The sequence below is a fragment of the Bacillus sp. DJP31 genome, from assembly GCF_049310945.1.
In the GTDB taxonomy this organism is placed as follows: domain Bacteria; phylum Bacillota; class Bacilli; order Bacillales; family SA4; genus Bacillus_BS.
On record NZ_JBMERO010000021.1, the window covers coordinates 1 to 25,239 of the forward strand.

Here is a 25,239-nt window from a genome sequence, read left to right on the forward strand (position 1 = left end):
CACCGGCAAAGCTTTTTCGCGATAGCGAAAATAGCTTTCAATAGTTCCCTCACATTAGTGAAAAGAACCTTCATTATTATCCTCGCGTTAGCGAATATAATAATGTTTGTTACATTTTTGACTAGGACTAGAAAGTCCAAGTCACGCTTGACGTTCTGTTTAGTTTTCAAAGAACTTTTTCTCGGCCGCTCAGAAGCGACTTTATTAATATATCACATTTGTCGTTTCGAAGTCAATAACTTTTTTTAAGTAAAAAAGTTATATGTTTCACATGTCCTTGAAGCGACAAGATATAATATATCATACTAAAGTAAAGGCAGTCAATATAAAATTTTTATTTTTAAAAAATCATATTCATTCTCCAGATCTATTCATTTATAATACCTTACCGGTTTCGTGCGAATATACTTTGTACATTCATTAGGATTAGCTACTCTTCTAAACAGATGGAACAAAATTTGATATCTTTCCTCCATTGCTCGCTTTACGATGTGATCTATTCTATTGTCTTGCAAATCATGTAGAATTTCATCCATCTCTCTTTTTAACATATATTCTAATTCCTTTAATTCCTTCTGGTTGACCAAGAAACCTATCATGCGAGTCACCCTCTTAATTAATATATTCTAGTTATTTCCATATTCCTTTTTTTTATGAAAAATATTTTCCCTCTCGTTTTTACTCATAAAACGTACAAGCACGCATATGTATTTCACAAGAGACAAGTCCGAGGAGGATGACTATGAATTTTTTCTTTATATTAAATGGTAGAAGGGTTAAGCAAGCATTAATTATTGTCATTGCCGCATTTTTCACAGCAGGGATATTATTTATCGAGAACTCTTTATATGAGCCTGTTTTCAAGACAAAGGATGGATCAAGGGCTATTTATAAGGGTGAGGAAAAAGGAAATACTGTTGCTCTAACTTTCAACATTAGCTGGGGTGATGAAAGAGCGATTCCTATATTAGATTCACTAAAGTCACAAAACATTAAGGGATGTACATTCTTTCTATCAGCCGCTTGGGCAGAACGACATCCTAATATCGTGAAACGTATAATGGAAGATGGTCATGAAATTGGAAGTATGGGGTATCAATATAAAAACTATACATCAATGGATGAGCAAAAGATAAGGCGTGATATTTTACAGGCTCAAGATGTATTTAAAACACTCGGGATAAAAGAAATTCATTTATTAAGACCTCCTACTGGGAATTTTAATGGTAAAGTACTTAAGGTTGCAGAAAGCGTTGGTTATACAGTTGTTCATTGGAGTATTAATTCACAGGACTGGACGAATCCAGGAACAGACTTAATCGTGAAGAATCTCAAGAATACAAAATCTGGTGACATCGTTCTTCTTCATGCATCTGATTCCGCTAAACAAACGGAGAAGGCTATTCCTCAAATTGCAAAGCTTTTGAGTAGTAAGGGGTACAAAAATCAGTCCCTTTCTGAGTTAATTGCAAATACAGAGGCTTCAACAAATGAAATAAAATAAAAGCTGACCATTAGCGTCAGCTTTTTTTTATAAGGCGATGTAGCAATAATAATTGATAGCTGTTACAAATCATGAGCGGAAATAGCATTAAGTATAACCAACTCTCATCATCTACTTTAAAAGCTGGTACCCATTCGATGACTGTAACGACGACCATAAAAAACAATGCTGGGATAAATGCCTCTTTGTTTGTTTGTTTTCTTTTATAATACGCAATTATAAGTCCAAAAAGTAAAATTATGAATGGGAATGCTAATAGGGGAATGGTATTTTTTTCACTACTGCCCATCAGTTGTTCTCTAAAGAATATTAAGTCGAAAATGACAAAAACAATCAGTACGATTTGAACCAAATTCCATAAAGGTAAGGATCGGAATATCCCTAAGCCAAATCGATGAACGGTCAAATAAGCAAAGAAACCCATTTGACTAATAATGCTAAAAAGTAACCCTAATACAAAGAACCATATTGAAACAGATAGAATTTCAATCATATCGGTCTTGCCAAATTCATCCCATTTAAATAATAATCCGATAATAGTTGTACTAAGTCCACCTACTAATAATGTTGACATAAATAGTCGGACCCAATTACGGCTTCTCACAATAACTTCCTCCATTCATATATTCCCCACTGATTTTACCACGTCCCTTCAAAAAAGCCAGTAAATCAATTTTTATCATGCATAATTCTATTCGTAAAAAATCATATTAAGAGTATGAAGCAGTTTGAAAGGGGAAAATACAATGAGATTTCAGAAGTTGTTCCTCCTTTTCGTTTTTTTACTACTCTTAGCTTCGTGCTCTGGTGGTGGAGAACAAGGCAGTGGAGAACCCGATTATGAACAAACAAAGAAAATGGTAGTTGATATCTTAAAAACAGATGATGGAAAAAAAGCCATTCAAGAAGTAATGGCTGATGATAAAATGAGACAAGCCTTAGTTATGGATCAAGCAATCGTTATAGATACGATTCAACAAACATTAACTTCTGATGCAGGTTCACAGTTCTGGACGAGAACATTTGAAGATCCTAAATTTACAGAATCATTTGCAAAGAGTATGCAACCAGAACATGAAAAAATGATTAAAGGGTTAATGAAGGATCCCGAATATCAAAAGATGATGATTGAACTTCTTCAAAACCCAGAGGTTGAACGTCAGGTACTTACTGTGTTGAAAAGTACAGAGTATCGTGCACACCTTCAGCAAGTCATTTCAGAAACCTTTGAAAGTCCGTTATTTAAGGCGAGGTTAGTTGATGTCATCATTAAATCTGCTGATCAACTGCAAGATACTAGCAGCAAAAAAGAAGAAGATGGCGGTCCTAAAGAAGAGAAAGAATCAGAAGGCGACGGACAGAGCGCTGGATAAATGAACAAAAGGCGCAAGCGCCCCGTTTTGCCTCAGGCATAGCAAATGTTCTAAAAAAATTAAAAGGTGGTTTTCCCTTTTCTTTTTTTCAGGTTATTTGACCTCCAGAGGCAGGGCGCTAGATCCGGATTCAGATGCACTAGCCCATATAAATTCTGATATTATAAAAAAGCACCCAATTTGGGTGCTTTAAAACCTCTTTTAGTTAAAGAGGTTTTTTATTTGTTTTTAATAAGCTGTGTAACTTTTTCTGCAATGTCTAAATAGATTTTACCAATGGTATGGTCTTCCGCATAAACGGATGGAGCGAAATCAACTTCATTCCAATCAGGCTGTTGTAAGGGGATTTGACCTAGAAGTTCAGTTTGTAGCTCATCTGCAAGCTTGTCTCCTCCGCCCTTACCAAAAACATATTCCTTTTCACCTGTTAGCTTACTTTCAAAGAAAGACATATTTTCAATAACACCCAATATTTCATGCTCTGTACGCAATGCCATTGCACCCGCTCTTGCTGCAACAAATGCTGCTGTTGGATGTGGTGTTGTTACGATAATTTCCTTACAGGCTGGAAGCATGGTGTGGATATCTAGTGCTACATCACCAGTCCCTGGTGGTAAGTCTAATAGTAAGTAATCTAAGTCGCCCCACTCTACATCATTGAAGAAATTATGAAGCATTTTTCCAAGCATCGGTCCTCTCCATATAACAGGAGCATTGTCCTCTACAAAGAAACCCATCGAAATGACCTTTACCCCAAAGCGTTCTACAGGTATAATCATTTCACCTCGAACGACAGGACGTTTCGTTATTCCCATCATATCTGGAACACTAAAGCCATATATGTCAGCATCTATAATACCCACTCTTTTTCCAAGCCTAGCTAAAGCAACGGCAAGGTTTACAGAAACGGTTGATTTTCCAACTCCACCCTTACCACTAGCGATTGCGACAAAGCTGGTCTTGTTTGTCGGTGATAATAACGAGTGATCAGAAGAAGTAGAATCGTTTGAAGCGTATTTCGCTAGCTCTTCTTGTGATAAATCAGTAAAGCGAAGCCCTACTGATTCTGCCCCCGCTCCCTTTAAAGCTTGTACAATTGATGATTGTAGCTGCATTTGCTCAGCTGTACCTGTTTTAGCAATAGCAATTTTTATACTAACGTGTGCCTTCTCTTCTTTGACAGTTACCTCTTGGATACCATTTGTTTCTTCTAATGTCATATGTAATATAGGATCCATCATTTTATTTAATATAGAACGAACTCTTTGTTCTGTTAGCATGTAGACACCCCTTATGTATTCGTTTTCTTTCGTTAGTATACCATAATTACCTACTTTTATAGGATAACTTGTTTTCATAATTGTAGCGAACAAAATCCCCCTTTACTCAGGGAGATTGGGTTCTTTTGTATAATAGCGAAGGATACCTTTATATATTGATGCTGCCATCTGATCTTGATAATTTTCTTTTTTCAAAAGATCCCTTTCTCTTGGATTAGATAAGAAACCTACCTCTATTAGTGCCCCTGGAATCTGTGCCTTCTTTAATAAATAAATTCCGCTGATTGCCTTTGCGGTTCGATTTGTATTCTCTAAGTTTCTTTTGATCTCTGTTTGAACAAATGTTGCTAAGCGTTTATTTTCCTCAAGTGATCCGTAAAAAAAGGTTTGAGCACCACTCCAACGCTCAGATGGGATTGCATTTAGATGGATTGTCACAAACGAGCTTGCTTCTGATTCGTTAATAAACTTCACTCTATTTTTTAAATCTTCTACTTTTCTATTTCGGATTCCCTTTGTATCAGGACTGGCAAGGTCATGACTATCTTCTCTCGTTAATAGAACTAAGGCGCCTTGTTCTTGCAGGTAATCCTTAAGCTTTAATGCAATACTTAGCGCAATTTCCCGCTCGAATACATCTTTTCCAAAAGATGCACCACCATCAGGGCCACCATGACCTGGATCAATGACTATTATTTCTCCACTTAGAGGCAGATTCCAGGACTTCCATGAGTCACTGCTTATGAACTGGTACTGAATGATAAGGATGAGAGCAAAAATCCCAATCCCAACACCAACTATTTTCGACTTTTCCTTCAGCATTTCTCTTTCTCCCTCCCGCCTATCCCTATAAATCACTATATGGGACAAGAGGAAGAAATATGAATTAATGAACGGTTTTCACTGAAAATGTTGTTTTTGTTCAATTAATGAAGGCGAAGCTTGTATCTCATCATACCTTTTTGAAACCCTTCATTAATCCACTTCGAAACATATTGTTCACATGCCATATAAAGGGATTCGCTGATAAACTCATTGTCACCCATGTTTCCCCAGTATTGTAAATATTCATATAAAGTATCGATTAAATACTTTTCTTCAGAATATGTACGCTTCTTTATATTTTCAAAGGATTCACCATAATGACCAATCTTCCCGAAGCTTGCTCCAAGTAAATATGCCTCAATGGCCACATCAACACTTCCATCTTCAATCGCTTGAGAAAAAGCAGCACGCAAGAAGAAGTGATGAAAATATAACTTTACTTCTCCCGTTATTTTCTCTAACGAAAGCTCCCTTAATACTTTTCGTTCATATAGTACCTGTTTTTCTTTCCTTTTTTCTTTGAAAGATGTAATAACTGTCATATTGCACCCTCCTTTTTGTAGGTTTGTGTAACCATATAAGGATTTAATTCTATTACTAGTAGGATGCACGAATTTCGAAAAGGTTTGAATGGCAATATTATCACATTAAGGCAATTATATTTTATATGAACTTCCTTTTTGGTAATGCCTGTTTCTAGAAACTTAATTCAAATTAATTTAAGCACCAATAAGCCTACTTATTTAAGAAATTATCCATATAAAAAAGCCCCAGCATAGTGCTGAGACTTTGATTTGAATAAATATTAACGCTTTGAGAACTGAGGTGCACGACGTGCGCCTTTAAGTCCGTATTTCTTACGTTCTTTCATACGTGGGTCACGAGTTAAGAATCCAGCACGCTTTAAAGTCGCACGGAATTCAGGATCAGCTTGTAGTAAAGCACGAGAGATACCATGACGGATCGCTCCAGCTTGACCAGTATAACCGCCACCCTTAACACCTACGATAACATCGTAGCTTCCAAGAGTTTCTGTCGCAACAAGAGGTTGTTTAACAACTTCTCTTAGTGCTGGTAATGGTAGATAGTCTTCAAATTCACGTTCGTTGATTAATACACGTCCGTTACCAGGAACTAAACGTACACGAGCAACCGAGCTCTTACGTCGTCCAGTACCGTAATATTGTACCTGTGCCAATATAATAACCTCCTTAATTATCCGCGAAGTTCGTAAACTTCAGGTTTTTGTGCTTGATGTTCATGCTCGCTTCCAACAACTACATGAAGCTTCTTGCCAACTTGACGTCCAAGTGGACCTTTAGGAAGCATTCCTTTAATTGCAAGTTCTAGCATTTGAACTGGGTAGTTCGTACGCATTTCAAGAGCAGTTCTAACCTTTAATCCACCTGGGTGCATTGTGTGACGGTAGTAAAGCTTGTCAGTTAGCTTCTTCCCAGTTAATTCAATCTTCTCAGCGTTGATAATGATTACATGATCACCAGTGTCAATATGTGGTGTAAATGTTGGCTTATGCTTACCACGTAGAATAGAAGCTACTTCAGTAGACAAACGACCTAATGTCTTACCTTCAGCATCTACCACATACCATTTACGTTCAACTTCAGTTGGCTTAGCCATATAAGTAGTACGCATGTTTTTCCCTCCTAAATAATTCAAACTGTTTATTCTATTTTTTAAGCTATTTTTATTATTCATCACAATAAGAATCCGGGGCTTATCGTGGGGTTTAAAAATAGTACCATATGCTATGATATATCCTGACAACTCTAATGTCAAGGAAATGTTACACCAGGATTAGTTGTCATAACTTACTTTCCATAAATATAAACCACTACCAGGCGCAGTAATTCCAGCCTTTGCTCGGTCACGGGCTTCCAAAATGACCAAAACTTCCTCTGGTCTTTTTAAACCTTGGCCAATCTCAAGCAATGTCCCCACTATGATTCGCACCATATTGTATAAGAAACCACTTCCAACAAATCGAAAGGTTAGAATATCATCTTCCTCAAAGAATTCAATCTCCGAAATGGTACGTATTCTGTCCCTAGTTGTTGTTTTAGCCGAGCAAAATGATGTGAAGTCATGAGTACCAACAAAAAATTTTATGGCTTCCTTTATGGAAATATAATCTAGTTTATAGGGATAATGATAGTGATAGTTTTTCATAAATACATCCCGATGACGTGCTAACGAAACCTTGTATCGATATTCCTTATTTAACACATCATACCTAGCATGAAAATCTGATGTAACAAGCTGAATACTTTGAATTAAAATCTCATCTGGAAGCATAGAATTTAATACAACTTTCCACCTATTAACAGGTATGTTCAATGCTGTGTCAAAGTGAATGGTTTGTCCCACAGCATGAACCCCTGCATCTGTCCGACCTGAGCCAGATATATATACAGGTTCACCCTTATGGATCTTTTTTAAGACTGTTTCTATTACTGCTTGAACAGTTCGTTGGTTTGGTTGAATCTGATATCCGGAGAAGGCAGATCCATCATATGAAATCACACATTTTAACCTTTGCATATACTCACCACTATAATCGAATAACTACTAATATGAGTGTAACCATGACTAAACTCATTATAAAGATCGAGTCCGATACCTTCCACTTTAATTCCCTTAGCTTTGTTCGGCCTTCCCCACCACGGTAACCTCTTGCCTCCATGGCATTGGCAAGCTCCTCTGCTCTTCTAAATGAATTGATAAACAAAGGCACCAACAAGGGAATTACAGCTTTTAATCTTTCGGTAATTGGACCACTGGTAAACTCTACACCTCTTGCTGTTTGTGCCTTCATTATTTTTTCCGTTTCCTGCATTAAGGTTGGGATAAAACGTAAAGATATAGACATCATTAAGGCCAACTCATGTACTGGTAGACCGAACCGTTTAAAAGGGTGAAGCAAGCTCTCCATCCCATCAGTGACTTCAATTGGAGTTGTGGTTAATGTTAACAACGATGTCATGACAACGAGCAAAAAGAATCGAATTGAAATAAAGATTCCGGTCCTTAAACCTTCTTCATAAATCGTGAACCATCCCCATTGAATTAATACATCACCCTCTTTTGTCATTAAAACATGTAGGGCGAATGTAAAAAGGATAATCCATATAATAGGCTTTAGTCCTTTTAAAATATATGAATAAGGTACTTTTGTTAAAAGAGTAACAATAACTGTATATACGATCAATAGGCCGTAGCTTTCAAGATTATTGGCTAGAAAAATAATTATGACATAGCCAAAGATTAATAAAAGCTTTGATCTAGGATCCATTCGATGAATGAGTGAATCAAGAGGAATATACTTACCAATAATGACACTATCCATCAAACTCATACATGATTCTCCTTTGTAAGGAATTGATGAATTGAATGAACCATTTCTTCTATCGTCAAAAAAGTACCACCGATAGATTTACCAACCTTTTTTTCAAGCATCTCTATAAAACGATACGTTTCAGGAATATCTAAACCTACTTGTAAAAGCCTTTCTTTCTGAGAAAAAATTTCGTGTGGTGTACCTCTCATTAACACTTTCCCTTTGTCCATCACAACTACTTGATCTGCATATGCCGCCGTATCTTCCATGCTATGTGTAATCATAATGGTTGTCAGGTTCTTTTCTTGGTGTAGTGAAGAGAATAATTTCATCATTTCTTTTCTTCCACGTGGATCAAGACCTGCTGTCGGTTCGTCAAGGATAATAACATCTGGTTCCATTGCAAGTACTCCAGCAATGGCCACTCTTCTCATTTGGCCTCCACTTAAATCAAAAGGTGAACGGTTCAAAAGGTCCTCATGTAAGCCGACAAGTGCTAACGCTTTCTTTGCTCGTTCCTTGGCCGCTCCCTCTGAAATCCCAAAATTCATAGGTCCAAAGCATATATCCTTCTCAACTGTTTCTTCAAACAACTGGTGTTCCGGAAACTGAAAGACCATACCAACTCGTTTTCGCAAGGATTTTAAATGCTTATCCTTTTGTTTTGGTCCGATTGTAAAATCACCGACACTCACTGTTCCGTCTGTTGGTTTAAGTAGACCGTTAAGATGTTGAATAATTGTTGATTTACCTGAACCAGTATGACCAATAATAGCGATAAATGAACCACTATCTATTGTTAGATCTACTTCATTAAGTGCCAATTTTTCAAAGGGTGATTTATCCTGATAGCGATGAGTTAGCTTATTGATGGCTATGTCCATAACTCTTTAATCAACCCTTCTTCTGTAAATGGTAGGCCTTTCATTCGAATACCTTTTTCCTTAAGTAGCTTACTTACCTTTACGGTAAATGGCACATCTAAGCCTATACTTTCTAGTTGATCTTCTAACTGAAATATAGCTTGAGGTGTGCCTTCTGCAAACACAGATCCTTGATTAAACACAATAATCCGATCTGCCCTTGCTGCTTCATCTAGGTCATGAGTGATCGATAACACCGTTAACTCTTGATTTCGTTTAAGAGAGTGGATGGTGTTAAGGACTTCATAGCGACCTTGAGGATCAAGCATTGAAGTTGCTTCGTCTAGTAATAATATAGCAGGCGCAATGGCAAGAATACTAGCAATGGCAACACGCTGTTTCTGTCCGCCAGATAAATGGTGTGGCTCTTGATCGAGAAACTCTCCCATTTTTACAAGTGATAAGCAGTTCTCAATTCTACGCAACATTTCTTCACGTGGGACTCCTCTATTTTCTAAACCAAAAGCCACATCATCCCTTACAGTTGTGCCTACAAACTGATTGTCGGGGTTTTGAAAGACCATTCCAATTGCTTGACGGAAATCCCAAACCGTTTCTTCTGACAGATAAGTCTGCTGGTTTAAGATAATCTCTCCACTCGTAGGAAGTAACAGTCCATTTAGAAGTTTAGCAATGGTTGACTTACCTGAACCATTATGCCCGACAATGGCTAACCATTCTCCACGTTTTACCGAAAAGTTTACATCCGTCAAAGCAAAAAGCTCTTGATTAGGGTATTGATAAGAAACGTTCTTAACTGAAACTATATTCTCCCCCATCATAACCCTCCTAAGCTATTCTCTTCTAAACTCATCTGATGCTTGAAAAGCATAAGTGCCTTGTTCAGCACTGTAGCCAGAAAAAAACAAAAAAGGGCATAGATCCAGTTACAAGAGAACTGTTCCGCCCTTTTAGTAGTTAAGCGTAAAAGAATTACACTAACTCGATAATTACCATTGGTGCACCGTCACCACGACGTGGTCCAAGCTTAAGGATACGAGTATATCCACCTTGACGTTCAGAGTAACGAGGAGCAATATCACCAAATAACTTTTGAATAGCGTCTTGGTTTGTCTCTTCATTTGCTACTTCATGACGAATGTATGCTGCGGCTTGACGACGAGCATGCAAATCACCACGCTTACCTAGTGTAATCATTTTCTCCACAACTGATTTCAATTCTTTTGCTCTAGCTTCAGTTGTTTGAATGCGCTCATTGATGATTAAGTCAGTAGATAAATCACGAAGTAGTGCTTTACGTTGAGCACTTGTACGACCTAATTTCTGATATCCCATAGGAAGTTCCCTCCTTTTGTTGAAATATAACTGTATCAGTTTAGAAGTAAGCTAGTAAACTGGATTTCAGTCGTCCTTACGAAGACCTAATCCTAGCTCTTCTAATTTATGTTTAACTTCTTCTAAGGACTTGCGTCCAAGATTACGAACCTTCATCATATCTTCTTCGGTTTTATGTGCTAGCTCATGAACCGTATTGATTCCTGCACGCTTCAAGCAATTGTAAGAACGGACAGATAAGTCTAGTTCTTCAATCGTCATTTCAAGCACTTTTTCCTTTTGGTCTTCTTCTTTTTCTACCATGATTTCAGCATTTTGTGCTTCATCAGTAAGACCAACAAAGATATTAAGATGTTCATTTAAAATTTTTGCTCCAAGTGCTACTGCTTCTTTAGGACCTATACTACCATCTGTCCAAACATCAAGAGTTAACTTATCAAAATTTGACAATTGACCAACACGCGTGTTCTCAACTTGATACGTTACACGTGATACTGGTGTGTATATTGAATCAATAGGAATCACACCAATTGGCTGGTCTTCTCTCTTATTTAAAACAGCTGGCGTATACCCTCTTCCACGTCTCGCAGTTAAACGCAAACGAAGTGTTGCACCCTTAGCTAATGTAGCAATATAAAGGTCAGGGTTTAAGATCTCTACATCACTATCAAAAGTTATGTCTGCAGCTGTGACAATTCGCTCACCCTGCACATCAATCTCAAGAGTCTTTTCATCGTCTGAGTAAATCTTGAGTGCAAGCTTTTTAAGGCTCAAGATGATAGTTGTTACATCCTCTACGACACCTTCAATAGTTGAGAACTCATGCAGTACGCCATCCATTTGAATAGCTGTTACAGCGGCACCAGGTAGTGAGGATAATAAAATACGACGTAAGGAGTTACCCAATGTAGTACCATACCCACGCTCAAGTGGTTCCACGACAAATTTACCAAATTTGGCTTCGTCGCTGATTTCAACCGTTTCGATTTTTGGTTTTTCAATTTCGATCATTATAAACCCTCCTTCAAAACGTCGAAACCTCGGCTAGACAATGTGTCTAACCGAAATTCCCCATTAGGCAGTTCCCGTTTTGTGCACAACAACTTGATCAATGTTTTGTAATCGAATTTATCAACGAAAATACTGTATCATTATCCCATTATAGACAGGGTTTCAAAATCTATACAGATAATTATACGCGACGACGCTTTGGTGGGCGACAACCATTATGAGGTACAGGAGTAACGTCTTTAATAGCAGTCACTTCAAGACCTGCTGCTTGAAGAGCACGAATAGCCGCTTCACGACCAGCTCCTGGTCCTTTAACTGTAACTTCTAAAGTCTTTAAACCATGTTCCATAGCAACCTTAGCAGCAGCTTCTGCAGCCATTTGAGATGCGAACGGAGTTGATTTACGAGAGCCTTTGAAGCCTAAAGATCCAGCACTTGACCATGAAAGAGCATTACCATGAGAATCTGTAATTGTCACGATTGTGTTGTTAAATGTAGAACGAATATGCGCGATACCAGTTTCAACATTCTTTTTAACACGACGCTTACGTGTTTGAGTTTTACGAGCCATCGATCATTTACCTCCTTTACTATTTTTTCTTGTTTGCTACCGTACGACGCGGACCCTTACGAGTACGAGCGTTGTTCTTAGTATTTTGACCACGAACTGGTAAACTACGACGATGACGTAGACCACGGTAAGAACCAATTTCAATTAGACGCTTAATGTTTAATGAGATTTCACGACGAAGATCTCCTTCTACTTTTAAACGGTCAATAGCTTCACGAATTTTTCCTAGTTCATCTTCAGTTAAATCACGAACACGTGTATCTTCTGATACACCAGCTTCAGCAAGAACTTGCTTGGCTGTTGTGTTACCAATTCCGAAAACGTACGTTAAGGAAATTACCACACGCTTATCACGTGGAACATCTACACCTGCAATACGTGCCATTAGTGCACCTCCTTCTAATTAACCTTGTTTTTGCTTATGTTTAGGGTTTTCACAAATAACCATTACTTTACCTTTTCGACGAATAACTTTACATTTTTCGCAGATCGGCTTTACGGATGGTCTTACTTTCATCTTTTAAACCTCCTTAAATGTACGGAGTGCTGGTTGTTTTTTTATTTAAAGCGATACGTAATACGACCACGAGATAAATCGTATGGTGATAATTCAACAGTCACTTTATCACCTGGTAAAATACGGATAAAATGCATGCGAATCTTACCTGAAACGTGAGCCAGAACAACATGACCGTTTTCTAACTCTACTTTAAACATTGCATTCGGCAATGTATCTATGATGGTACCTTCCACTTCAATTACATCATCTTTCGCCATCAACAAGCTCTCCCTTCTCCAAATCAGTAACCTGCCCATTGACAAACTTCGTCATAGCAAAACGCAGTTTTCCGTTTGTCACACGACCTGATTCACTTATACTGTTCTGAACCTCCGGAGAAACGTTATCAAATAGTGTAACATGGTTGATATTCTTCTTTTTAGGTTTATCGTATTTTCGCAGATTACCATCAGCAATTAATACAAACCGTTCGTTTAGAATACTTATGATTATGGCATATTGCCCTGCATCTTTACCTTGAGTAATAGAGACAAACTGACCTATTCGTGGACATGAAATAGAATTATTCATCCAAATCACCTTCACTTAGACTTTAGTTAATATCTCATAACCTTCCTCTGTAATTGCAATGGTGTGTTCAAAGTGTGCACACATACGTCCATCCACAGTTACTACAGTCCAGTCATCTTGTAACGTTTTTACATATCGACTACCCGCATTAACCATTGGCTCAATTGCAAGAACCATACCTGGTCTTAACTTCGGTCCTTTATTTGGAGGTCCATAGTGTGGGATTTGTGGATCTTCATGAAGGTCCATCCCTATACCATGACCAACGTATTCACGAACAACAGATAGTTTATTCGCTTCAACGAAGTTTTGGATTGCATGGGAGATGTTTGTTAGACGCTCTCCTGCCTTAGCTTCCTTTAAACCTATATAGAGGGATTCCTCAGTAACGAATAGCAAATGTTGATTTTCTTTAGAGATGGTGCCAACACCATAAGTCCAAGCTGAGTCACCATGATAACCATTGTACTTTGCACCAATATCAATACTAATAATGTCGCCTTCTTGAAGTACTCGATCACCTGGAATTCCATGAACAAGTTCCTCGTTCACAGATGCACATATACTTCCGCGAAACCCATTATATCCTTTAAAGGATGGAACGGCATCATGTTTACGAATAAAGCTTTCCGCAATGGCATCTAGCTCAATTGTCGTAATTCCCGGATGTATATGTTTTTTTAATTCTTGGTGAGTGAGTGCCACAATGCGGCCTGCAACTCGCATTATTTCTAATTCGCGAGGTGTTTTACAAATAATCATTTGTTTATACTCATTAATAGTTCATTGATATCTAAATATACACGGTCAATTTCTTGCTCACCATTGATTGTACGTAGATACCCTTTTTCCTGATAAAAATCAAGTAAAGGATTCATCTGCTTTATGTTCACGTCTAGACGATTTCCAACTGTTTCTACGTTGTCGTCATCGCGTTGATACAACTCTCCTCCACACTTATCACAAATTCCTTCTTGTGCTGGTGGATTGAAAACAAGATGATAGGTTGAACCACAGCTCTTACAAATTCTACGACCTGTAAGGCGTTCCAAAAGTAAACTTTGGTCTACATGGATGTGTAACACATAATCTATAGTACGTTCAAGTTGGTTTAACATAGACTCTAATGCCTCGGCTTGTGCCACAGTACGTGGAAAACCATCTAATAAAAAACCTTTGTTACAATCATCTTTACCTAAGCGTTCACGAACAATACCTATCGTTACCTCATCTGGTACAAGTTGACCCAGATCCATAAAAGACTTTGCCTTTAAGCCCAACTCAGTTCCTTCTTTGATAGCAGCTCTAAACATATCACCTGTTGAAATGTGAGGGATATGATATTGTTCTACTATTTGTTCAGCTTGAGTACCTTTTCCAGCCCCAGGCAAGCCCATTAGTATTAAATTCATAGTAACCTACCCCCTCAGTCTAAATGAGGCAGTGGGAAGAATAGTCTTCCCATTCCCTATTGCTTCATAAATCCTTTATAGTGCCTTTTCACAAGCTGGCTTTCAAGTTGTTTCATTGTTTCTAGTGCAACACCAACAACAATTAACAAACTTGTTCCACCGATCTGTGCAGACTGTGGTAAATTCGCAAAATTAATAAAGAATACAGGTAATACTGAAATAAGTGCCAAGAACAATGAACCCACTAGAGTAAGACGATATAGGATCTTCGTTATAAACTCTTGTGTACTTCTTCCTGGACGAATTCCCGGAATATAACCACCTTGCTTCTTTAGGTTCTCTGACATTTGTTCAGGATTAACTTGAACGAATGTGTAGAAATAAGAGAATGCAATGATTAGTGCAACGTAGACAATCATACCAATTGGCTTTGAATAGTCAAACGTATCACGAATCCACGTTGTTACATCATTTGTTCCAAAGAACGATGCAATTGTTGGTGGAGTAATTATAAACGAAACAGCAAAGATTACCGGAATAACCCCCGCAGTATTAACTTTGAGTGGAATATGAGTAGATTGTCCACCAACAGGGCTTCTTCCTACGAGCTTTTTAGCATATTGAATAGGAATCTTACGAAGTGCTTGTTGGATGAAAATAACACCTACTATAATAGCTAAAACAGCAATCAATAATAGAATAACAGTCACAATACGTAAGAATAATTGTTCGCCTGCACCCTCGATTTGCTGTAAGTAGATTTGGTTTACTGTTGTTGGAATTGCGGCTGCGATACCTGCAAAAATAAGGATCGAAATACCGTTACCTACTCCCTTAGTTGTGATTTGTTCTCCAAGCCACATTAAGAAGGCAGTTCCTGCAGTTAACACCGTTGCAATAAATAAATATGTGAGTATATTTGGGTTCTCAATTAGTTGTCCACCAGCAAGATTGTTAAAGCCGATCGACATACCAATTGCTTGGATAAACCCAAGTACTATTGTTCCATAGCGGGTAAACTGAGCCAGCTTACGGCGCCCAACCTCTCCCTGCTTTGACCATTCTGTAAACTTAGGAACAACATCCATCTGTAAGAGTTGAACAATGATGGATGCTGTGATGTATGGCATGATACCCATTGCGAAGATCGAGAAGTTCTGAAGAGCTCCTCCACCAAACGTATTAAGGATACCGAACACATTAAGTTCATCTTGGACTTTTAATACTTCAGCATTTACTCCCGGTACAGGAATAAACGTTCCAAGTCGGAATACTACAAGCATTAAAAGTGTGAATATAATTTTATTTCTAATATCACTCACGCGCATAAGATTAGAGATTGTCTGAAACATTATACCACCTCAGTGTTACCGCCAGCCGCCTCAATCGCTTCCTTTGCAGAAGAAGAGAATTTGTGAGCTCTGACAGTAAGTTTCTTTTCTAGCGTACCTCTTCCAAGGATTTTAACGCCAGCAGTATACTTGCTGATAACACCAGTCTCAATTAGAAGTTCTGGTGTTACTTCAGTTCCTTCTTCAAAACGATTAAGAGTATCTAAGTTTACAATCGTAAACTCTTTACGATTAACGTTTGTAAATCCACGCTTAGGTAGACGTTGGAATAGAGGTGTTTGACCACCTTCGAAACCAGGACGCACACCACCACCGGAACGAGCATTCTGACCTTTATGACCTTTACCTGAAGTCTTACCGTTACCTGACCCGATTCCACGTCCTAAACGGTTACGTTCTTTACGGGAACCCTCAGCTGGTTTTAATTCATGAAGTTTCATTTGGGCACCTCCTTATTATAACAGTTTAAATAATTATTGTTCTTTTACCGTAACAAGGTGAGAAACTTTGTTAATCATTCCGCGAATCGCAGCGTTATCATTGTGAACAACTGTTTGATGCATTTTATTTAAGCCTAATGTCTTAACAGTCACACGTTGATTCTCAGGACGACCTATCAAACTACGAGTGAGGGTAACTTCTAATTTTTTTGTCATGATAATTCCCTCCTTATCTTAACAGTTCTTCTACAGTTTTGCCACGTAACTTAGCTACATCTTCAGCACGCTTAAGGGCTTTTAAACCGCTAATAGTTGCACGAACCATATTGATTGGTGTGCTAGATCCGTATGATTTAGAAAGGATATCGCCTACACCAGCTAATTCAAGTACTGCACGAACTGGTCCACCAGCAATAACCCCAGTACCTTCAGATGCAGGTTTCATAAAGATGTTACCAGCTCCGAATTTACCAATTACTTGATGAGGAATTGTTGTACCGACCATAGGTACAGTTACAATATTTTTCTTTGCATCTTCAATTGCTTTACGAATTGCTTCTGGAACTTCTTGTGCTTTACCAGTACCAAAACCAACATTACCATTTTTGTCTCCAACTACCACTAGTGCAGCAAAGCGGAAACGACGTCCACCTTTAACAACTTTCGCGACACGGTTAATGGCAACTACACGTTCTTCAAGTTCCAATTTGTTTGGATCAATGCGACGCATGTATGTCCCTCCTTTTTATTAAAATTCAAGACCTGCTTCACGAGCAGCATCTGCAAGTGCTTTAACACGTCCGTGGTATAAGTAACCACCGCGGTCAAATACAACTGTTTTAATACCTTTTTCAATTGCACGTTTAGCAACAAGCTCACCTACAAGCTTTGCAGCTTCTGTATTTCCAGTTGAATCTGCAGAAAGTTCTTTATCTAAAGTTGATGCACTAACTAGTGTTACAGAGTTTGAATCATCAACAACTTGTGCATAAATATGTGAATTTGAACGGAACACGTTTAAACGCGGACGTAGAGTTGTGCCTGTAAGCTTTGAGCGTACACGTGCATGTCTCTTTTTACGAGTAGCATTTTTAGCTGGTTTCGTAATCATTTAGGTCACTCCTTTCTCTTACCTAATGGTAATTACTTCGCAGTTTTACCTTCTTTACGACGTACAAATTCGCCTTCATAGCGAATACCTTTACCTTTATAAGGCTCTGGTGGACGAACGTCACGGATATTTGCCGCTAGAGCACCTACGCGCTCTTTATCTATACCTTTAATGATGATCTTTGTGTTTGCAGGAACTTCAATGTCAATTCCTTGTTCTGGTGTAATTTCAACTGGATGTGAGTAACCAACGTTTAATATAAGCTTGTCGCCTTGCTTTTGAGCACGGTAACCAACCCCAATTAATTCAAGACCTCTCTCATAACCTTTTGTTACACCCTCTACCATATTACCTAACAGGCTAGCTGTAGTACCATGAAGAGCTCTATGTTCTTTGTTATCAGTAGGACGAGCTACCGTTAAAATGTTTTCTTCTATTTTGATTTCCATATCTGGATGGAATGTACGGGTTAATTCACCCTTACCGCCTTTGATCGTTACCGTATTATTGTTATTTGTTACAGTAACACCAGCTGGAACTTCTATTGGTTTTTTACCTATACGAGACATTCTGTTTTCACCTCTCTTTTTCTAACAAGTGATTACCATACGTATGCTATTACTTCTCCGCCGACTTGTTTCTGTCTAGCTTCTTTATCAGTGATAACTCCGTTAGAAGTTGAAACGATTGCGATACCTAGACCATTTAGTACACGAGGTACCTCATCAGCCTTTGCGTATACACGTAAACCAGGCTTACTAATTTTCTTTAATCCAGTGATAACGCGTTCGTTATTTGCACCGTACTTTAAGAAAACACGTAGGATACCTTGTTTGTTATCTTCAACGAATTCAACGTCACGAACGAAACCTTCACGCTTTAAAATATCGGCGATTTCTCTCTTCAATTTTGATGCTGGGATTTCTAGTTTTTCGTGACGAACCATGTTCGCATTACGAATGCGAGTAAGCATATCTGCAATTGGATCTGTCATGACCATTGAATATTACCTCCTTCCCATGCTTGGGTATTACCAACTAGCTTTCTTAACACCTGGAATTTGTCCTTTGTGAGCGAGCTCACGGAAACAAATACGGCAAAGTCTAAATTTACGAAGTACTGAGTGTGGACGTCCACAACGTTCGCAACGTGTATACTCTTGCACTTGGAATTTTTGCTTGCGTTTTTGCTTTGCAATCATAGATTTTTTAGCCATAGTTCCGCCTCCTCTTCATTAGTTGGCATTTTATTTCTTTTGGAACGGCATTCCAAATTGAGTTAATAATTCACGAGATTCCTCGTCTGTATTTGCTGTTGTAACGATAACAATATCCATACCTCTTACTTTTGACACTTTATCGTAGTCAATTTCAGGGAAGATAATTTGTTCTTTAACACCAAGAGTGTAGTTTCCACGGCCATCAAATGATTTATTTGATACACCACGGAAGTCACGCACACGTGGAAGTGAAACAGATACTAATTTATCTAAGAACTCATACATGCGTTCTCCACGAAGTGTTACTTTCGTACCGATTGGCATACCTTCACGAAGACGGAAGCCTGCGATTGATTTCTTTGCTTTAGTTACAACTGGCTTTTGACCAGTGATTGTTGTTAATTCTTCTACTGCGTTGTCTAAAGCCTTTGCATTTGCAACTGCATCACCAACACCCATGTTGATAACTATTTTTTCAAGTTTTGGAACTTCCATTATTGATTTATAGTTAAACTTGCTCACAAGAGCAGGAGTGATTTCTTTTTGGAACTTTTCTTTTAGGCGGTTCATTCAAGTAGACCTCCTTTCAACATTATTTATCTAAAAATTGACCTGATTTTTTAGCAACTCGCACTTTTTTTCCATCTACTAACTTGTAACCAATTCTTGTGGGTTCACCGCTTTTAGGATCTAAGGGCATAACATTAGATACATGAATCGCTGCCTCTTTGCTGAGGATCCCACCTTGAGGGTTTGCTTGTGATGGTTTAGAATGCTTCTTTACTATGTTAACACCTTCAACTAGGACGCGGTCTTTCTTTGGGAAGGCTTCTAGGATTACACCTTGCTTACCTTTGTCTTTACCAGAAATAACCTGTACTTTATCGCCTTTTTTCACATGCATCGATCGTGCACCTCCTCTTACAAGGCATTCATATTTTTCGTACCTTTAATATAAATTATAATACTTCTGGAGCTAGTGAAACGATCTTCATGAAATTGCTATCACGAAGTTCACGTGCAACTGGTCCGAAAATACGAGTTCCACGAGGGCTCTTGTCATCACGGATAATTACGCATGCGTTTTCGTCGAAACGGATATATGAGCCATCTTTACGTCTCATTCCACGCTTTGTTCTTACAACAACTGCCTTAACAACGTCACCTTTTTTAACAACGCCTCCTGGTGTTGCTTGTTTCACTGTAACAACGATTACATCACCGATGTTGGCAGTCTTTCTGCCGGAACCACCAAGGACTTTAATCGTTAATACTTCACGAGCACCAGAGTTATCGGCAACTTTCAACCGAGATTCTTGTTGAATCATACTATGAAACCTCCCTTCGGAATAACATGCTCCGAACTTTAATTAATTAGATAATTACTGTCTTCTCTACGATTTCTACTAAACGGAAACGTTTTGTAGCAGATAGTGGACGTGTCTCCATAATACGCACGACGTCGCCCGCTTTTGCTTCGTTTAACTCATCATGAGCTTTTAACTTTTTTGAGTATTTAACACGTTTACCGTATAGAGAATGTTTTTTATAAGTTTCAACTAGAACAGATACTGTTTTGTCCATTTTGTCAGAAACAACACGTCCAGTATAAACCTTACGTTGGTTGCGCTCAGTCATTTAAGCAAACCTCCTCTTTTGGTTATTATTTCACGCTTAGCTCTCTTTCAGTAACAACAGTTTTCATACGAGCAATTGCTTTACGTACTTCGCGAATGCGAGCTGTGTTTTCTAATTGACCAGTAGCTAATTGGAAACGTAAATTGAAAAGTTCTTCTTTAAGTGATTTCACTTTTTGTTCAATCTCGGCAGTGGTTAGATCACGGATTTCATTAGCCTTCATTAGACTCACCACCAATTTCTTCACGTTTTACAAACTTAGTCTTAATTGGAAGCTTATGTGAAGCAAGACGTAGTGCTTCGCGTGCTACCTCTTCAGATACCCCAGCGATTTCAAACATTACTTTACCAGGCTTTACAACCGCTACCCAACCTTCAGGAGCCCCTTTACCGGAACCCATACGTACTTCTAGTGGTTTAGCTGTGTACGGCTTAGATGGGAAAATCTTAATCCAAACCTTACCACCACGCTTCATGTGACGAGTCATCGCAATACGTGCAGCTTCGATTTGACGGTTAGTAATCCAAGAAGCTTCAATAGCTTGTAATCCAAACTCACCAAAGTGTACTTCCGTACCACCCTTAGCACGTCCGCGCATCTTTCCACGGTGTTCTCTACGGTATTTCACACGTTTAGGTAATAACATTATTATTTTCCTCCTTCCGCATCTTTCTTCTTAGTAGGAAGGACTTCACCACGGTAGATCCATACTTTCACGCCAAGCTTACCATATGTTGTGTCAGCTTCTGCAGTTGAATAATCAATATCAGCGCGAAGTGTATGAAGTGGAACAGTTCCTTCACTGTAAGACTCAGAACGAGCAATATCAGCACCACCAAGACGACCAGATACCATAGTCTTGATACCTTTAGCTCCTGATCTCATAGCACGTTGAATTACTTGTTTTTGAGCACGACGGAATGAAACACGGCCTTCAAGTTGGCGGGCAATGTTATCCGCAACTAGCTTAGCATCCATATCCGCTCTCTTGATTTCCATAATGTTAATATGAACTCTTTTGTTAGTTAATTGGTTAAGTGCCTTACGAAGTGATTCTACTTCAGTACCGCCTTTACCAATTACCATACCTGGCTTCGCTGTGTGAACTGTAATGTTTACACGGTTCGCCGCACGTTCGATTTCAATCTTTGATAATGATGCATCAGCTAAACGCTTGAATACATACTCGCGGATTTTAATATCTTCATGTAATAGATCTGCATAATCTTTACCAGCGAACCACTTGGATTCCCAGTCACGAATTATTCCAATACGCAGTCCGACCGGATTAATTTTTTGACCCACAGCTTATCCCTCCTTTTTTTCTGTTAATACGATCGTAATGTGACTTGTACGTTTATTGATCGCACTTGCACGACCCATAGCACGTGGACGGAAACGTTTTAAGGTTGGTCCTTCGTCTACGAATACTTGTGAAATTACTAAGTTATTTGGTTCCATTTCATAATTATGTTCAGCATTCGCTATAGCAGAGTTTAAAAGCTTCTCTACTACAGGAGACGCAGATCTTGGTGTAAGGCGTAGAATCGAAATTGCTTCGCCTACTTGCTTTCCTCGAATTAAATCTACTACTAATCGAACTTTACGAGGAGCAATACGAATTGTTCTGGCAATTGCTTTCGCTTGCATCGAAATGCCTCCTCTCATTAACGTCTTGTTTTCTTATCGTCACTATCGTGACCTTTGTAAGCACGTGTAGGTGCAAATTCACCCAGTTTATGTCCAACCATGTCTTCAGTAACAAATACTGGAACATGTTTACGGCCATCATATACAGCAATTGTGTGACCAATGAATTGAGGGAAAATAGTAGAGCGTCTAGACCAAGTTTTTATAACTTGCTTTAGTCCAGCCTCTGTCATTTTTTCAACCTTAACCATTAAGTGGTCATCCACAAAAGGTCCTTTTTTTAAGCTGCGACCCATTTTTGAACCTCCTCGTGCAATCGACCTACGGCCCTTTGGAACCGTAGAACAATTACGTTATTTTTTACGGCGACGAACGATAAACTTATCAGACTTGTTTTTCTTCTTACGCGTCTTATATCCAAGTGTTGGTTTACCCCAAGGAGTCATCGGAGACTTACGTCCGATAGGAGAACGACCTTCACCACCACCGTGTGGGTGATCATTAGGGTTCATTACAGATCCACGGACAGTAGGACGTTTGCCCATCCAACGTGAGCGACCTGCTTTACCAATTTTAATTAGCTCATGCTGCTCATTACCTACTTGACCGATAGAAGCACGACAAGTAGAAAGAATCATACGAGTTTCACCTGAAGTTAAACGAACTAAAACATATTTACCTTCTTTACCTAAAACTTGAGCAGATGTACCAGCTGAACGAACTAACTGTCCACCTTTACCAGGCTTAAGCTCTATGTTGTGGATAACTGTACCAACTGGAATATTAGCAAGTGTTAATGCATTACCTACTTTAATATCAGCTTCTGAACCAGACATTATTTCTAGTCCTACAACAAGTCCTTTAGGAGCTAAAATATAACGTTTTTCTCCATCAGCATAATTAATTAGCGCGATGTTTGCAGAACGATTTGGATCGTACTCGATTGTAGCAACGCGTCCTGGTATGCCATCTTTTTCACGTTTAAAGTCAATAATACGGTATTGACGCTTATGTCCGCCACCATGGTGACGTACAGTAATCTTACCTTGGTTATTACGACCAGCATTTTTACTTAAAGGAGCTAGTAGTGACTTTTCCGGTTTATCCGTAGTAATTTCAGCGAAATCAGATGCTGTCATACCACGACGACCAGCAGAGGTTGGTTTGTACTTTTTAATCGCCATCTTTGTTTCCCTCCTTATCTTTAAGAATTAAACTTCAAAGAATTCAAGTTCTTTACTTTCAGAAGTAAGTGTTACGATCGCTTTTCTACGACGTGGAGTATATCCACTGTGACGACCCATACGCTTGAATTTACCTTTATAGTTTTGAACATTTACCTTCTCAACTTTTACATTAAAAATCTCTTCAATTGCATCTTTAACTTCTGTCTTATTAGCTCTTAAGTCCACTTCAAACGTGTACTTCTTTTCAGCCATTAAGTCAGCAGAACGTTCAGTAATTACAGGGCGCTTAATAATATCACGAGGATCTCTCATTATGCAAGCACCTCCTCTATTTTTTCCACCGCAGCTTTAGTCATTAAAAGCTTTTCATGGTTAAGTACATCAAGAACATTAATTCCATCAGCAGTAACCACTGTTATTCCAGGGATGTTTCTAGCAGATAAAACAACCGCTTCGTTAAGATCTCCAGTAACAACAAGGGCTTTCTTTTCAACATTCAAACTCTTTAACACAACTACCATTTCCTTTGTTCTTGGAGCAGCAAGTGTTAAATTTTCAAGAACTAAGACGTTCTCTTCAAGTACCTTTGTTGATAAAGCAGATTTGATCGCTAAACGGCGTACTTTTTTTGGTAGTTTGAAGCTATAGCTTCTTGGAGTTGGACCGAAAACGATACCACCACCACGCCATTGAGGCGAACGGATAGAACCCTGACGAGCACGACCAGTTCCCTTTTGACGCCATGGCTTACGACCACCACCACGAACTTCAGAACGATTTTTTACTTTGTGAGATCCTTGACGTAAGGATGCTCTCTGCATGATTACTGCATCAAATAATACATTCTCATTTGGTTCAATTCCAAATACAGAATCGTTTAATTCGATTTCTCCAACAGTTGAACCTGTTTGGCTATACAATGCAACTTTCGGCATTTGTACTCCTCCTTTCTCGAAGATAATTATTTCGCTTTTACTGAACTCTTAACTGTAATAAGAGATCTTCTAGCTCCAGGAACATTACCCTTTATTAATAAAAGATTACGTTCTAGGTCAACTCTGATAATCTCTAGGTTTTGTACAGTAATAGTTTTAGCTCCCATTTGACCAGCTAACTTTTTACCTTTGAAAACACGGTTTGGAGCAACAGCTCCCATTGAACCTGGACGACGATGATATCGTGATCCGTGGGACATTGGTCCACGTGATTGTCCATGACGTTTAATTACACCTTGGAAACCTTTACCTCTTGAGATTGCTGTAACATCAACTGTTTCACCTTCAGTGAAAACATTAACTTTGACTTCCTGACCAACTTCTAATTCAGAAGTTCCACGAAATTCTCGGATGTAGCGCTTAGGAGCAGTGTTTGCTTTACCTGCATGGCCTTTTTGTGGCTTGTTTGCACGGTTTTCTTTAAGGTTATCAAAACCTAATTGAATTGCCTCATAGCCGTCTGTCTTAACAGTTTTCTTCTGTAGTACTACATTCGGAGCTGCCTCAACAACAGTTACAGCAATAAAATTACCATTTTCAGTAAACACCTGCGTCATACCGATCTTTCTACCTAAGATTCCTTTGGTCATTCGTCACACCTCCTATAGTTTCATTTATTATTATTATAATTTAATTTCGATGTCTACACCTGACGGTAAGTCTAATCTCATTAGAGCATCGACCGTTTGTGGTGTTGGATTAATAATGTCGATTAAGCGTTTATGTGTACGCATTTCGAACTGTTCACGAGCATCCTTGTATTTATGGACTGCACGAAGAACTGTGTAGATAGACTTATCAGTTGGTAACGGAATTGGTCCCGAAACTGTAGCACCTGAACGCTTTGCAGTTTCAACAATCTTTTCTGCTGATTGGTCTAAAATCCTATGATCATATGCCTTTAAACGGATACGAATTTTTTCTTTTGCCATAATTTTCCCTCCTTTTCGCCTATTTGGAATAGACAGTTCTCAATGGAAATTTCCTTACACTCGCCATGGCAAAG

General features: G+C 38.6%; 44 protein-coding genes. 2 read left to right on the forward strand and 42 right to left on the reverse strand.

Annotated features, from left to right (window positions below; all coding sequences use genetic code 11):
• Nucleotides 1-371: 371 nt before the first annotated feature.
• The gene (locus ACOI1C_RS16550) at nt 372-599 is read right to left on the reverse strand and encodes a hypothetical protein (RefSeq protein ID WP_422511706.1); all 228 of its coding nucleotides are present in this window, start codon (nt 597-599) and stop codon (nt 372-374) included.
• Nucleotides 600-742: 143 nt separating this feature from the next.
• Here ACOI1C_RS16550 and pdaB point away from each other — a divergent pair, with 143 nt between their 5' ends.
• The gene (gene pdaB / locus ACOI1C_RS16555) at nt 743-1,504 is read left to right on the forward strand and encodes a polysaccharide deacetylase family sporulation protein PdaB (protein WP_422511707.1); all 762 of its coding nucleotides are present in this window, start codon (nt 743-745) and stop codon (nt 1,502-1,504) included.
• Nucleotides 1,505-1,520: 16 nt separating this feature from the next.
• Here pdaB and ACOI1C_RS16560 read toward each other — a convergent pair whose 3' ends face one another.
• On the reverse strand, nt 1,521-2,108 hold the full coding sequence (locus ACOI1C_RS16560; protein ID WP_422511773.1) for a KinB-signaling pathway activation protein: 588 nt from the start codon (nt 2,106-2,108) through the stop codon (nt 1,521-1,523).
• 142 nt (nt 2,109-2,250) lie between these two features.
• Here ACOI1C_RS16560 and gerD point away from each other — a divergent pair, with 142 nt between their 5' ends.
• Nucleotides 2,251-2,877, forward strand: coding sequence for a spore germination lipoprotein GerD (gerD, locus tag ACOI1C_RS16565; RefSeq protein WP_422511708.1), 627 nt, complete (start codon nt 2,251-2,253; stop codon nt 2,875-2,877).
• Between the two features lie 218 nt (nt 2,878-3,095).
• Here gerD and ACOI1C_RS16570 read toward each other — a convergent pair whose 3' ends face one another.
• The 40 genes from ACOI1C_RS16570 to rpsJ form a co-directional block, all read right to left on the reverse strand.
• Entirely contained in the window at nt 3,096-4,157 is a 1,062-nt protein-coding gene (locus ACOI1C_RS16570) for a P-loop NTPase (protein WP_422511709.1), read from the reverse strand.
• Between the two features lie 102 nt (nt 4,158-4,259).
• On the reverse strand, nt 4,260-4,976 hold the full coding sequence (cwlD, locus tag ACOI1C_RS16575; RefSeq protein WP_422511774.1) for an N-acetylmuramoyl-L-alanine amidase CwlD: 717 nt from the start codon (nt 4,974-4,976) through the stop codon (nt 4,260-4,262).
• Nucleotides 4,977-5,083: 107 nt separating this feature from the next.
• Nucleotides 5,084-5,524: a DUF2521 family protein gene (locus ACOI1C_RS16580; RefSeq protein WP_422511710.1), complete on the reverse strand. Its 441-nt coding sequence runs from the start codon at nt 5,522-5,524 to the stop codon at nt 5,084-5,086.
• 263 nt (nt 5,525-5,787) lie between these two features.
• Entirely contained in the window at nt 5,788-6,180 is a 393-nt protein-coding gene (gene rpsI / locus ACOI1C_RS16585; RefSeq protein WP_422511711.1) for a 30S ribosomal protein S9, read from the reverse strand.
• A gap of 17 nt (nt 6,181-6,197) precedes the next feature.
• Complete coding sequence (gene rplM, locus ACOI1C_RS16590) at nt 6,198-6,635, reverse strand: 50S ribosomal protein L13 (RefSeq protein ID WP_422511712.1); 438 nt, start codon at nt 6,633-6,635, stop codon at nt 6,198-6,200.
• 162 nt (nt 6,636-6,797) lie between these two features.
• Nucleotides 6,798-7,541 (reverse strand): tRNA pseudouridine(38-40) synthase TruA, encoded by a 744-nt coding sequence (gene truA, locus ACOI1C_RS16595; RefSeq protein WP_422511713.1) that lies wholly within the window; start codon nt 7,539-7,541, stop codon nt 6,798-6,800.
• A gap of 10 nt (nt 7,542-7,551) precedes the next feature.
• A complete protein-coding gene (locus ACOI1C_RS16600) occupies nt 7,552-8,349 on the reverse strand; it encodes an energy-coupling factor transporter transmembrane component T family protein (RefSeq protein WP_422511775.1) in 798 nt (265 codons plus the stop codon).
• Between the two features lie 2 nt (nt 8,350-8,351).
• Nucleotides 8,352-9,221 carry an energy-coupling factor ABC transporter ATP-binding protein gene (locus ACOI1C_RS16605; protein ID WP_422511714.1) on the reverse strand — a complete coding sequence of 290 codons (870 nt, stop codon included), beginning with the start codon at nt 9,219-9,221 and terminating at the stop codon, nt 8,352-8,354.
• Nucleotides 9,212-10,039, reverse strand: a complete 828-nt coding sequence (locus ACOI1C_RS16610; protein ID WP_422511715.1) for an energy-coupling factor ABC transporter ATP-binding protein — start codon at nt 10,037-10,039, stop codon at nt 9,212-9,214. The genes ACOI1C_RS16605 and ACOI1C_RS16610 overlap by 10 nt, the downstream gene beginning before the upstream one ends.
• 154 nt (nt 10,040-10,193) lie before the next feature.
• Nucleotides 10,194-10,556, reverse strand: coding sequence for a 50S ribosomal protein L17 (rplQ, locus tag ACOI1C_RS16615; RefSeq protein WP_422511716.1), 363 nt, complete (start codon nt 10,554-10,556; stop codon nt 10,194-10,196).
• 66 nt (nt 10,557-10,622) lie between these two features.
• The gene (locus ACOI1C_RS16620; RefSeq protein ID WP_422511717.1) at nt 10,623-11,567 is read right to left on the reverse strand and encodes a DNA-directed RNA polymerase subunit alpha; all 945 of its coding nucleotides are present in this window, start codon (nt 11,565-11,567) and stop codon (nt 10,623-10,625) included.
• A gap of 181 nt (nt 11,568-11,748) precedes the next feature.
• Entirely contained in the window at nt 11,749-12,138 is a 390-nt protein-coding gene (gene rpsK / locus ACOI1C_RS16625; protein ID WP_422511718.1) for a 30S ribosomal protein S11, read from the reverse strand.
• Nucleotides 12,139-12,157: 19 nt separating this feature from the next.
• On the reverse strand, nt 12,158-12,523 hold the full coding sequence (gene rpsM, locus ACOI1C_RS16630) for a 30S ribosomal protein S13 (RefSeq protein ID WP_422511719.1): 366 nt from the start codon (nt 12,521-12,523) through the stop codon (nt 12,158-12,160).
• 18 nt (nt 12,524-12,541) lie between these two features.
• Nucleotides 12,542-12,655 carry a 50S ribosomal protein L36 gene (gene rpmJ, locus ACOI1C_RS16635; RefSeq protein WP_003156543.1) on the reverse strand — a complete coding sequence of 38 codons (114 nt, stop codon included), beginning with the start codon at nt 12,653-12,655 and terminating at the stop codon, nt 12,542-12,544.
• A gap of 41 nt (nt 12,656-12,696) precedes the next feature.
• On the reverse strand, nt 12,697-12,915 hold the full coding sequence (gene infA / locus ACOI1C_RS16640) for a translation initiation factor IF-1 (RefSeq protein WP_422511720.1): 219 nt from the start codon (nt 12,913-12,915) through the stop codon (nt 12,697-12,699).
• Nucleotides 12,902-13,228 (reverse strand): RNA-binding protein, encoded by a 327-nt coding sequence (locus ACOI1C_RS16645; protein WP_422511776.1) that lies wholly within the window; start codon nt 13,226-13,228, stop codon nt 12,902-12,904. Before ACOI1C_RS16645 ends, infA begins: the two co-directional genes overlap by 14 nt.
• Nucleotides 13,229-13,243: 15 nt before the next feature.
• Nucleotides 13,244-13,990, reverse strand: a complete 747-nt coding sequence (map, locus tag ACOI1C_RS16650) for a type I methionyl aminopeptidase (RefSeq protein WP_422511721.1) — start codon at nt 13,988-13,990, stop codon at nt 13,244-13,246.
• Nucleotides 13,987-14,640, reverse strand: coding sequence for an adenylate kinase (locus ACOI1C_RS16655; protein WP_422511722.1), 654 nt, complete (start codon nt 14,638-14,640; stop codon nt 13,987-13,989). The genes map and ACOI1C_RS16655 overlap by 4 nt, the downstream gene beginning before the upstream one ends.
• A gap of 56 nt (nt 14,641-14,696) precedes the next feature.
• On the reverse strand, nt 14,697-15,992 hold the full coding sequence (secY, locus tag ACOI1C_RS16660; RefSeq protein ID WP_422511723.1) for a preprotein translocase subunit SecY: 1,296 nt from the start codon (nt 15,990-15,992) through the stop codon (nt 14,697-14,699).
• Nucleotides 15,992-16,432: a 50S ribosomal protein L15 gene (gene rplO, locus ACOI1C_RS16665; protein WP_422511724.1), complete on the reverse strand. Its 441-nt coding sequence runs from the start codon at nt 16,430-16,432 to the stop codon at nt 15,992-15,994. Before rplO ends, secY begins: the two co-directional genes overlap by 1 nt.
• 33 nt (nt 16,433-16,465) lie before the next feature.
• Entirely contained in the window at nt 16,466-16,648 is a 183-nt protein-coding gene (gene rpmD / locus ACOI1C_RS16670; protein ID WP_422511725.1) for a 50S ribosomal protein L30, read from the reverse strand.
• 13 nt (nt 16,649-16,661) lie between these two features.
• Nucleotides 16,662-17,162: a 30S ribosomal protein S5 gene (gene rpsE / locus ACOI1C_RS16675; protein ID WP_422511726.1), complete on the reverse strand. Its 501-nt coding sequence runs from the start codon at nt 17,160-17,162 to the stop codon at nt 16,662-16,664.
• Between the two features lie 18 nt (nt 17,163-17,180).
• Nucleotides 17,181-17,543, reverse strand: coding sequence for a 50S ribosomal protein L18 (gene rplR, locus ACOI1C_RS16680; protein ID WP_422511727.1), 363 nt, complete (start codon nt 17,541-17,543; stop codon nt 17,181-17,183).
• A 32-nt stretch (nt 17,544-17,575) separates the two neighbouring features.
• The gene (gene rplF, locus ACOI1C_RS16685; protein WP_422511728.1) at nt 17,576-18,112 is read right to left on the reverse strand and encodes a 50S ribosomal protein L6; all 537 of its coding nucleotides are present in this window, start codon (nt 18,110-18,112) and stop codon (nt 17,576-17,578) included.
• Between the two features lie 32 nt (nt 18,113-18,144).
• Nucleotides 18,145-18,543, reverse strand: coding sequence for a 30S ribosomal protein S8 (gene rpsH / locus ACOI1C_RS16690; protein WP_422511729.1), 399 nt, complete (start codon nt 18,541-18,543; stop codon nt 18,145-18,147).
• Nucleotides 18,544-18,573: 30 nt separating this feature from the next.
• Nucleotides 18,574-18,759, reverse strand: coding sequence for a type Z 30S ribosomal protein S14 (locus ACOI1C_RS16695; RefSeq protein WP_422511730.1), 186 nt, complete (start codon nt 18,757-18,759; stop codon nt 18,574-18,576).
• Nucleotides 18,760-18,789: 30 nt separating this feature from the next.
• Nucleotides 18,790-19,332 carry a 50S ribosomal protein L5 gene (gene rplE / locus ACOI1C_RS16700; RefSeq protein ID WP_422511731.1) on the reverse strand — a complete coding sequence of 181 codons (543 nt, stop codon included), beginning with the start codon at nt 19,330-19,332 and terminating at the stop codon, nt 18,790-18,792.
• Nucleotides 19,333-19,354: 22 nt separating this feature from the next.
• The gene (gene rplX / locus ACOI1C_RS16705) at nt 19,355-19,666 is read right to left on the reverse strand and encodes a 50S ribosomal protein L24 (RefSeq protein ID WP_422511732.1); all 312 of its coding nucleotides are present in this window, start codon (nt 19,664-19,666) and stop codon (nt 19,355-19,357) included.
• Between the two features lie 55 nt (nt 19,667-19,721).
• Nucleotides 19,722-20,090, reverse strand: coding sequence for a 50S ribosomal protein L14 (gene rplN, locus ACOI1C_RS16710; protein ID WP_422511733.1), 369 nt, complete (start codon nt 20,088-20,090; stop codon nt 19,722-19,724).
• Between the two features lie 46 nt (nt 20,091-20,136).
• Nucleotides 20,137-20,400: a 30S ribosomal protein S17 gene (rpsQ, locus tag ACOI1C_RS16715; RefSeq protein ID WP_422511734.1), complete on the reverse strand. Its 264-nt coding sequence runs from the start codon at nt 20,398-20,400 to the stop codon at nt 20,137-20,139.
• 25 nt (nt 20,401-20,425) lie between these two features.
• Nucleotides 20,426-20,623 carry a 50S ribosomal protein L29 gene (gene rpmC, locus ACOI1C_RS16720; protein ID WP_422511735.1) on the reverse strand — a complete coding sequence of 66 codons (198 nt, stop codon included), beginning with the start codon at nt 20,621-20,623 and terminating at the stop codon, nt 20,426-20,428.
• Nucleotides 20,613-21,047: a 50S ribosomal protein L16 gene (gene rplP / locus ACOI1C_RS16725; protein ID WP_422511736.1), complete on the reverse strand. Its 435-nt coding sequence runs from the start codon at nt 21,045-21,047 to the stop codon at nt 20,613-20,615. The genes rpmC and rplP overlap by 11 nt, the downstream gene beginning before the upstream one ends.
• A gap of 2 nt (nt 21,048-21,049) precedes the next feature.
• On the reverse strand, nt 21,050-21,706 hold the full coding sequence (gene rpsC, locus ACOI1C_RS16730) for a 30S ribosomal protein S3 (RefSeq protein ID WP_422511737.1): 657 nt from the start codon (nt 21,704-21,706) through the stop codon (nt 21,050-21,052).
• Between the two features lie 3 nt (nt 21,707-21,709).
• A complete protein-coding gene (gene rplV, locus ACOI1C_RS16735) occupies nt 21,710-22,051 on the reverse strand; it encodes a 50S ribosomal protein L22 (protein ID WP_422511738.1) in 342 nt (113 codons plus the stop codon).
• A gap of 17 nt (nt 22,052-22,068) precedes the next feature.
• The gene (gene rpsS, locus ACOI1C_RS16740; protein WP_422511739.1) at nt 22,069-22,347 is read right to left on the reverse strand and encodes a 30S ribosomal protein S19; all 279 of its coding nucleotides are present in this window, start codon (nt 22,345-22,347) and stop codon (nt 22,069-22,071) included.
• A gap of 57 nt (nt 22,348-22,404) precedes the next feature.
• Entirely contained in the window at nt 22,405-23,235 is an 831-nt protein-coding gene (rplB, locus tag ACOI1C_RS16745; protein ID WP_422511740.1) for a 50S ribosomal protein L2, read from the reverse strand.
• A 27-nt stretch (nt 23,236-23,262) separates the two neighbouring features.
• The gene (gene rplW / locus ACOI1C_RS16750) at nt 23,263-23,550 is read right to left on the reverse strand and encodes a 50S ribosomal protein L23 (RefSeq protein ID WP_422511741.1); all 288 of its coding nucleotides are present in this window, start codon (nt 23,548-23,550) and stop codon (nt 23,263-23,265) included.
• A complete protein-coding gene (gene rplD, locus ACOI1C_RS16755) occupies nt 23,550-24,173 on the reverse strand; it encodes a 50S ribosomal protein L4 (protein ID WP_422511742.1) in 624 nt (207 codons plus the stop codon). Before rplD ends, rplW begins: the two co-directional genes overlap by 1 nt.
• A gap of 26 nt (nt 24,174-24,199) precedes the next feature.
• Nucleotides 24,200-24,823 carry a 50S ribosomal protein L3 gene (gene rplC, locus ACOI1C_RS16760; RefSeq protein ID WP_422511743.1) on the reverse strand — a complete coding sequence of 208 codons (624 nt, stop codon included), beginning with the start codon at nt 24,821-24,823 and terminating at the stop codon, nt 24,200-24,202.
• Between the two features lie 33 nt (nt 24,824-24,856).
• A complete protein-coding gene (rpsJ, locus tag ACOI1C_RS16765) occupies nt 24,857-25,165 on the reverse strand; it encodes a 30S ribosomal protein S10 (RefSeq protein WP_422511744.1) in 309 nt (102 codons plus the stop codon).
• Nucleotides 25,166-25,239 lie beyond the last annotated feature (74 nt).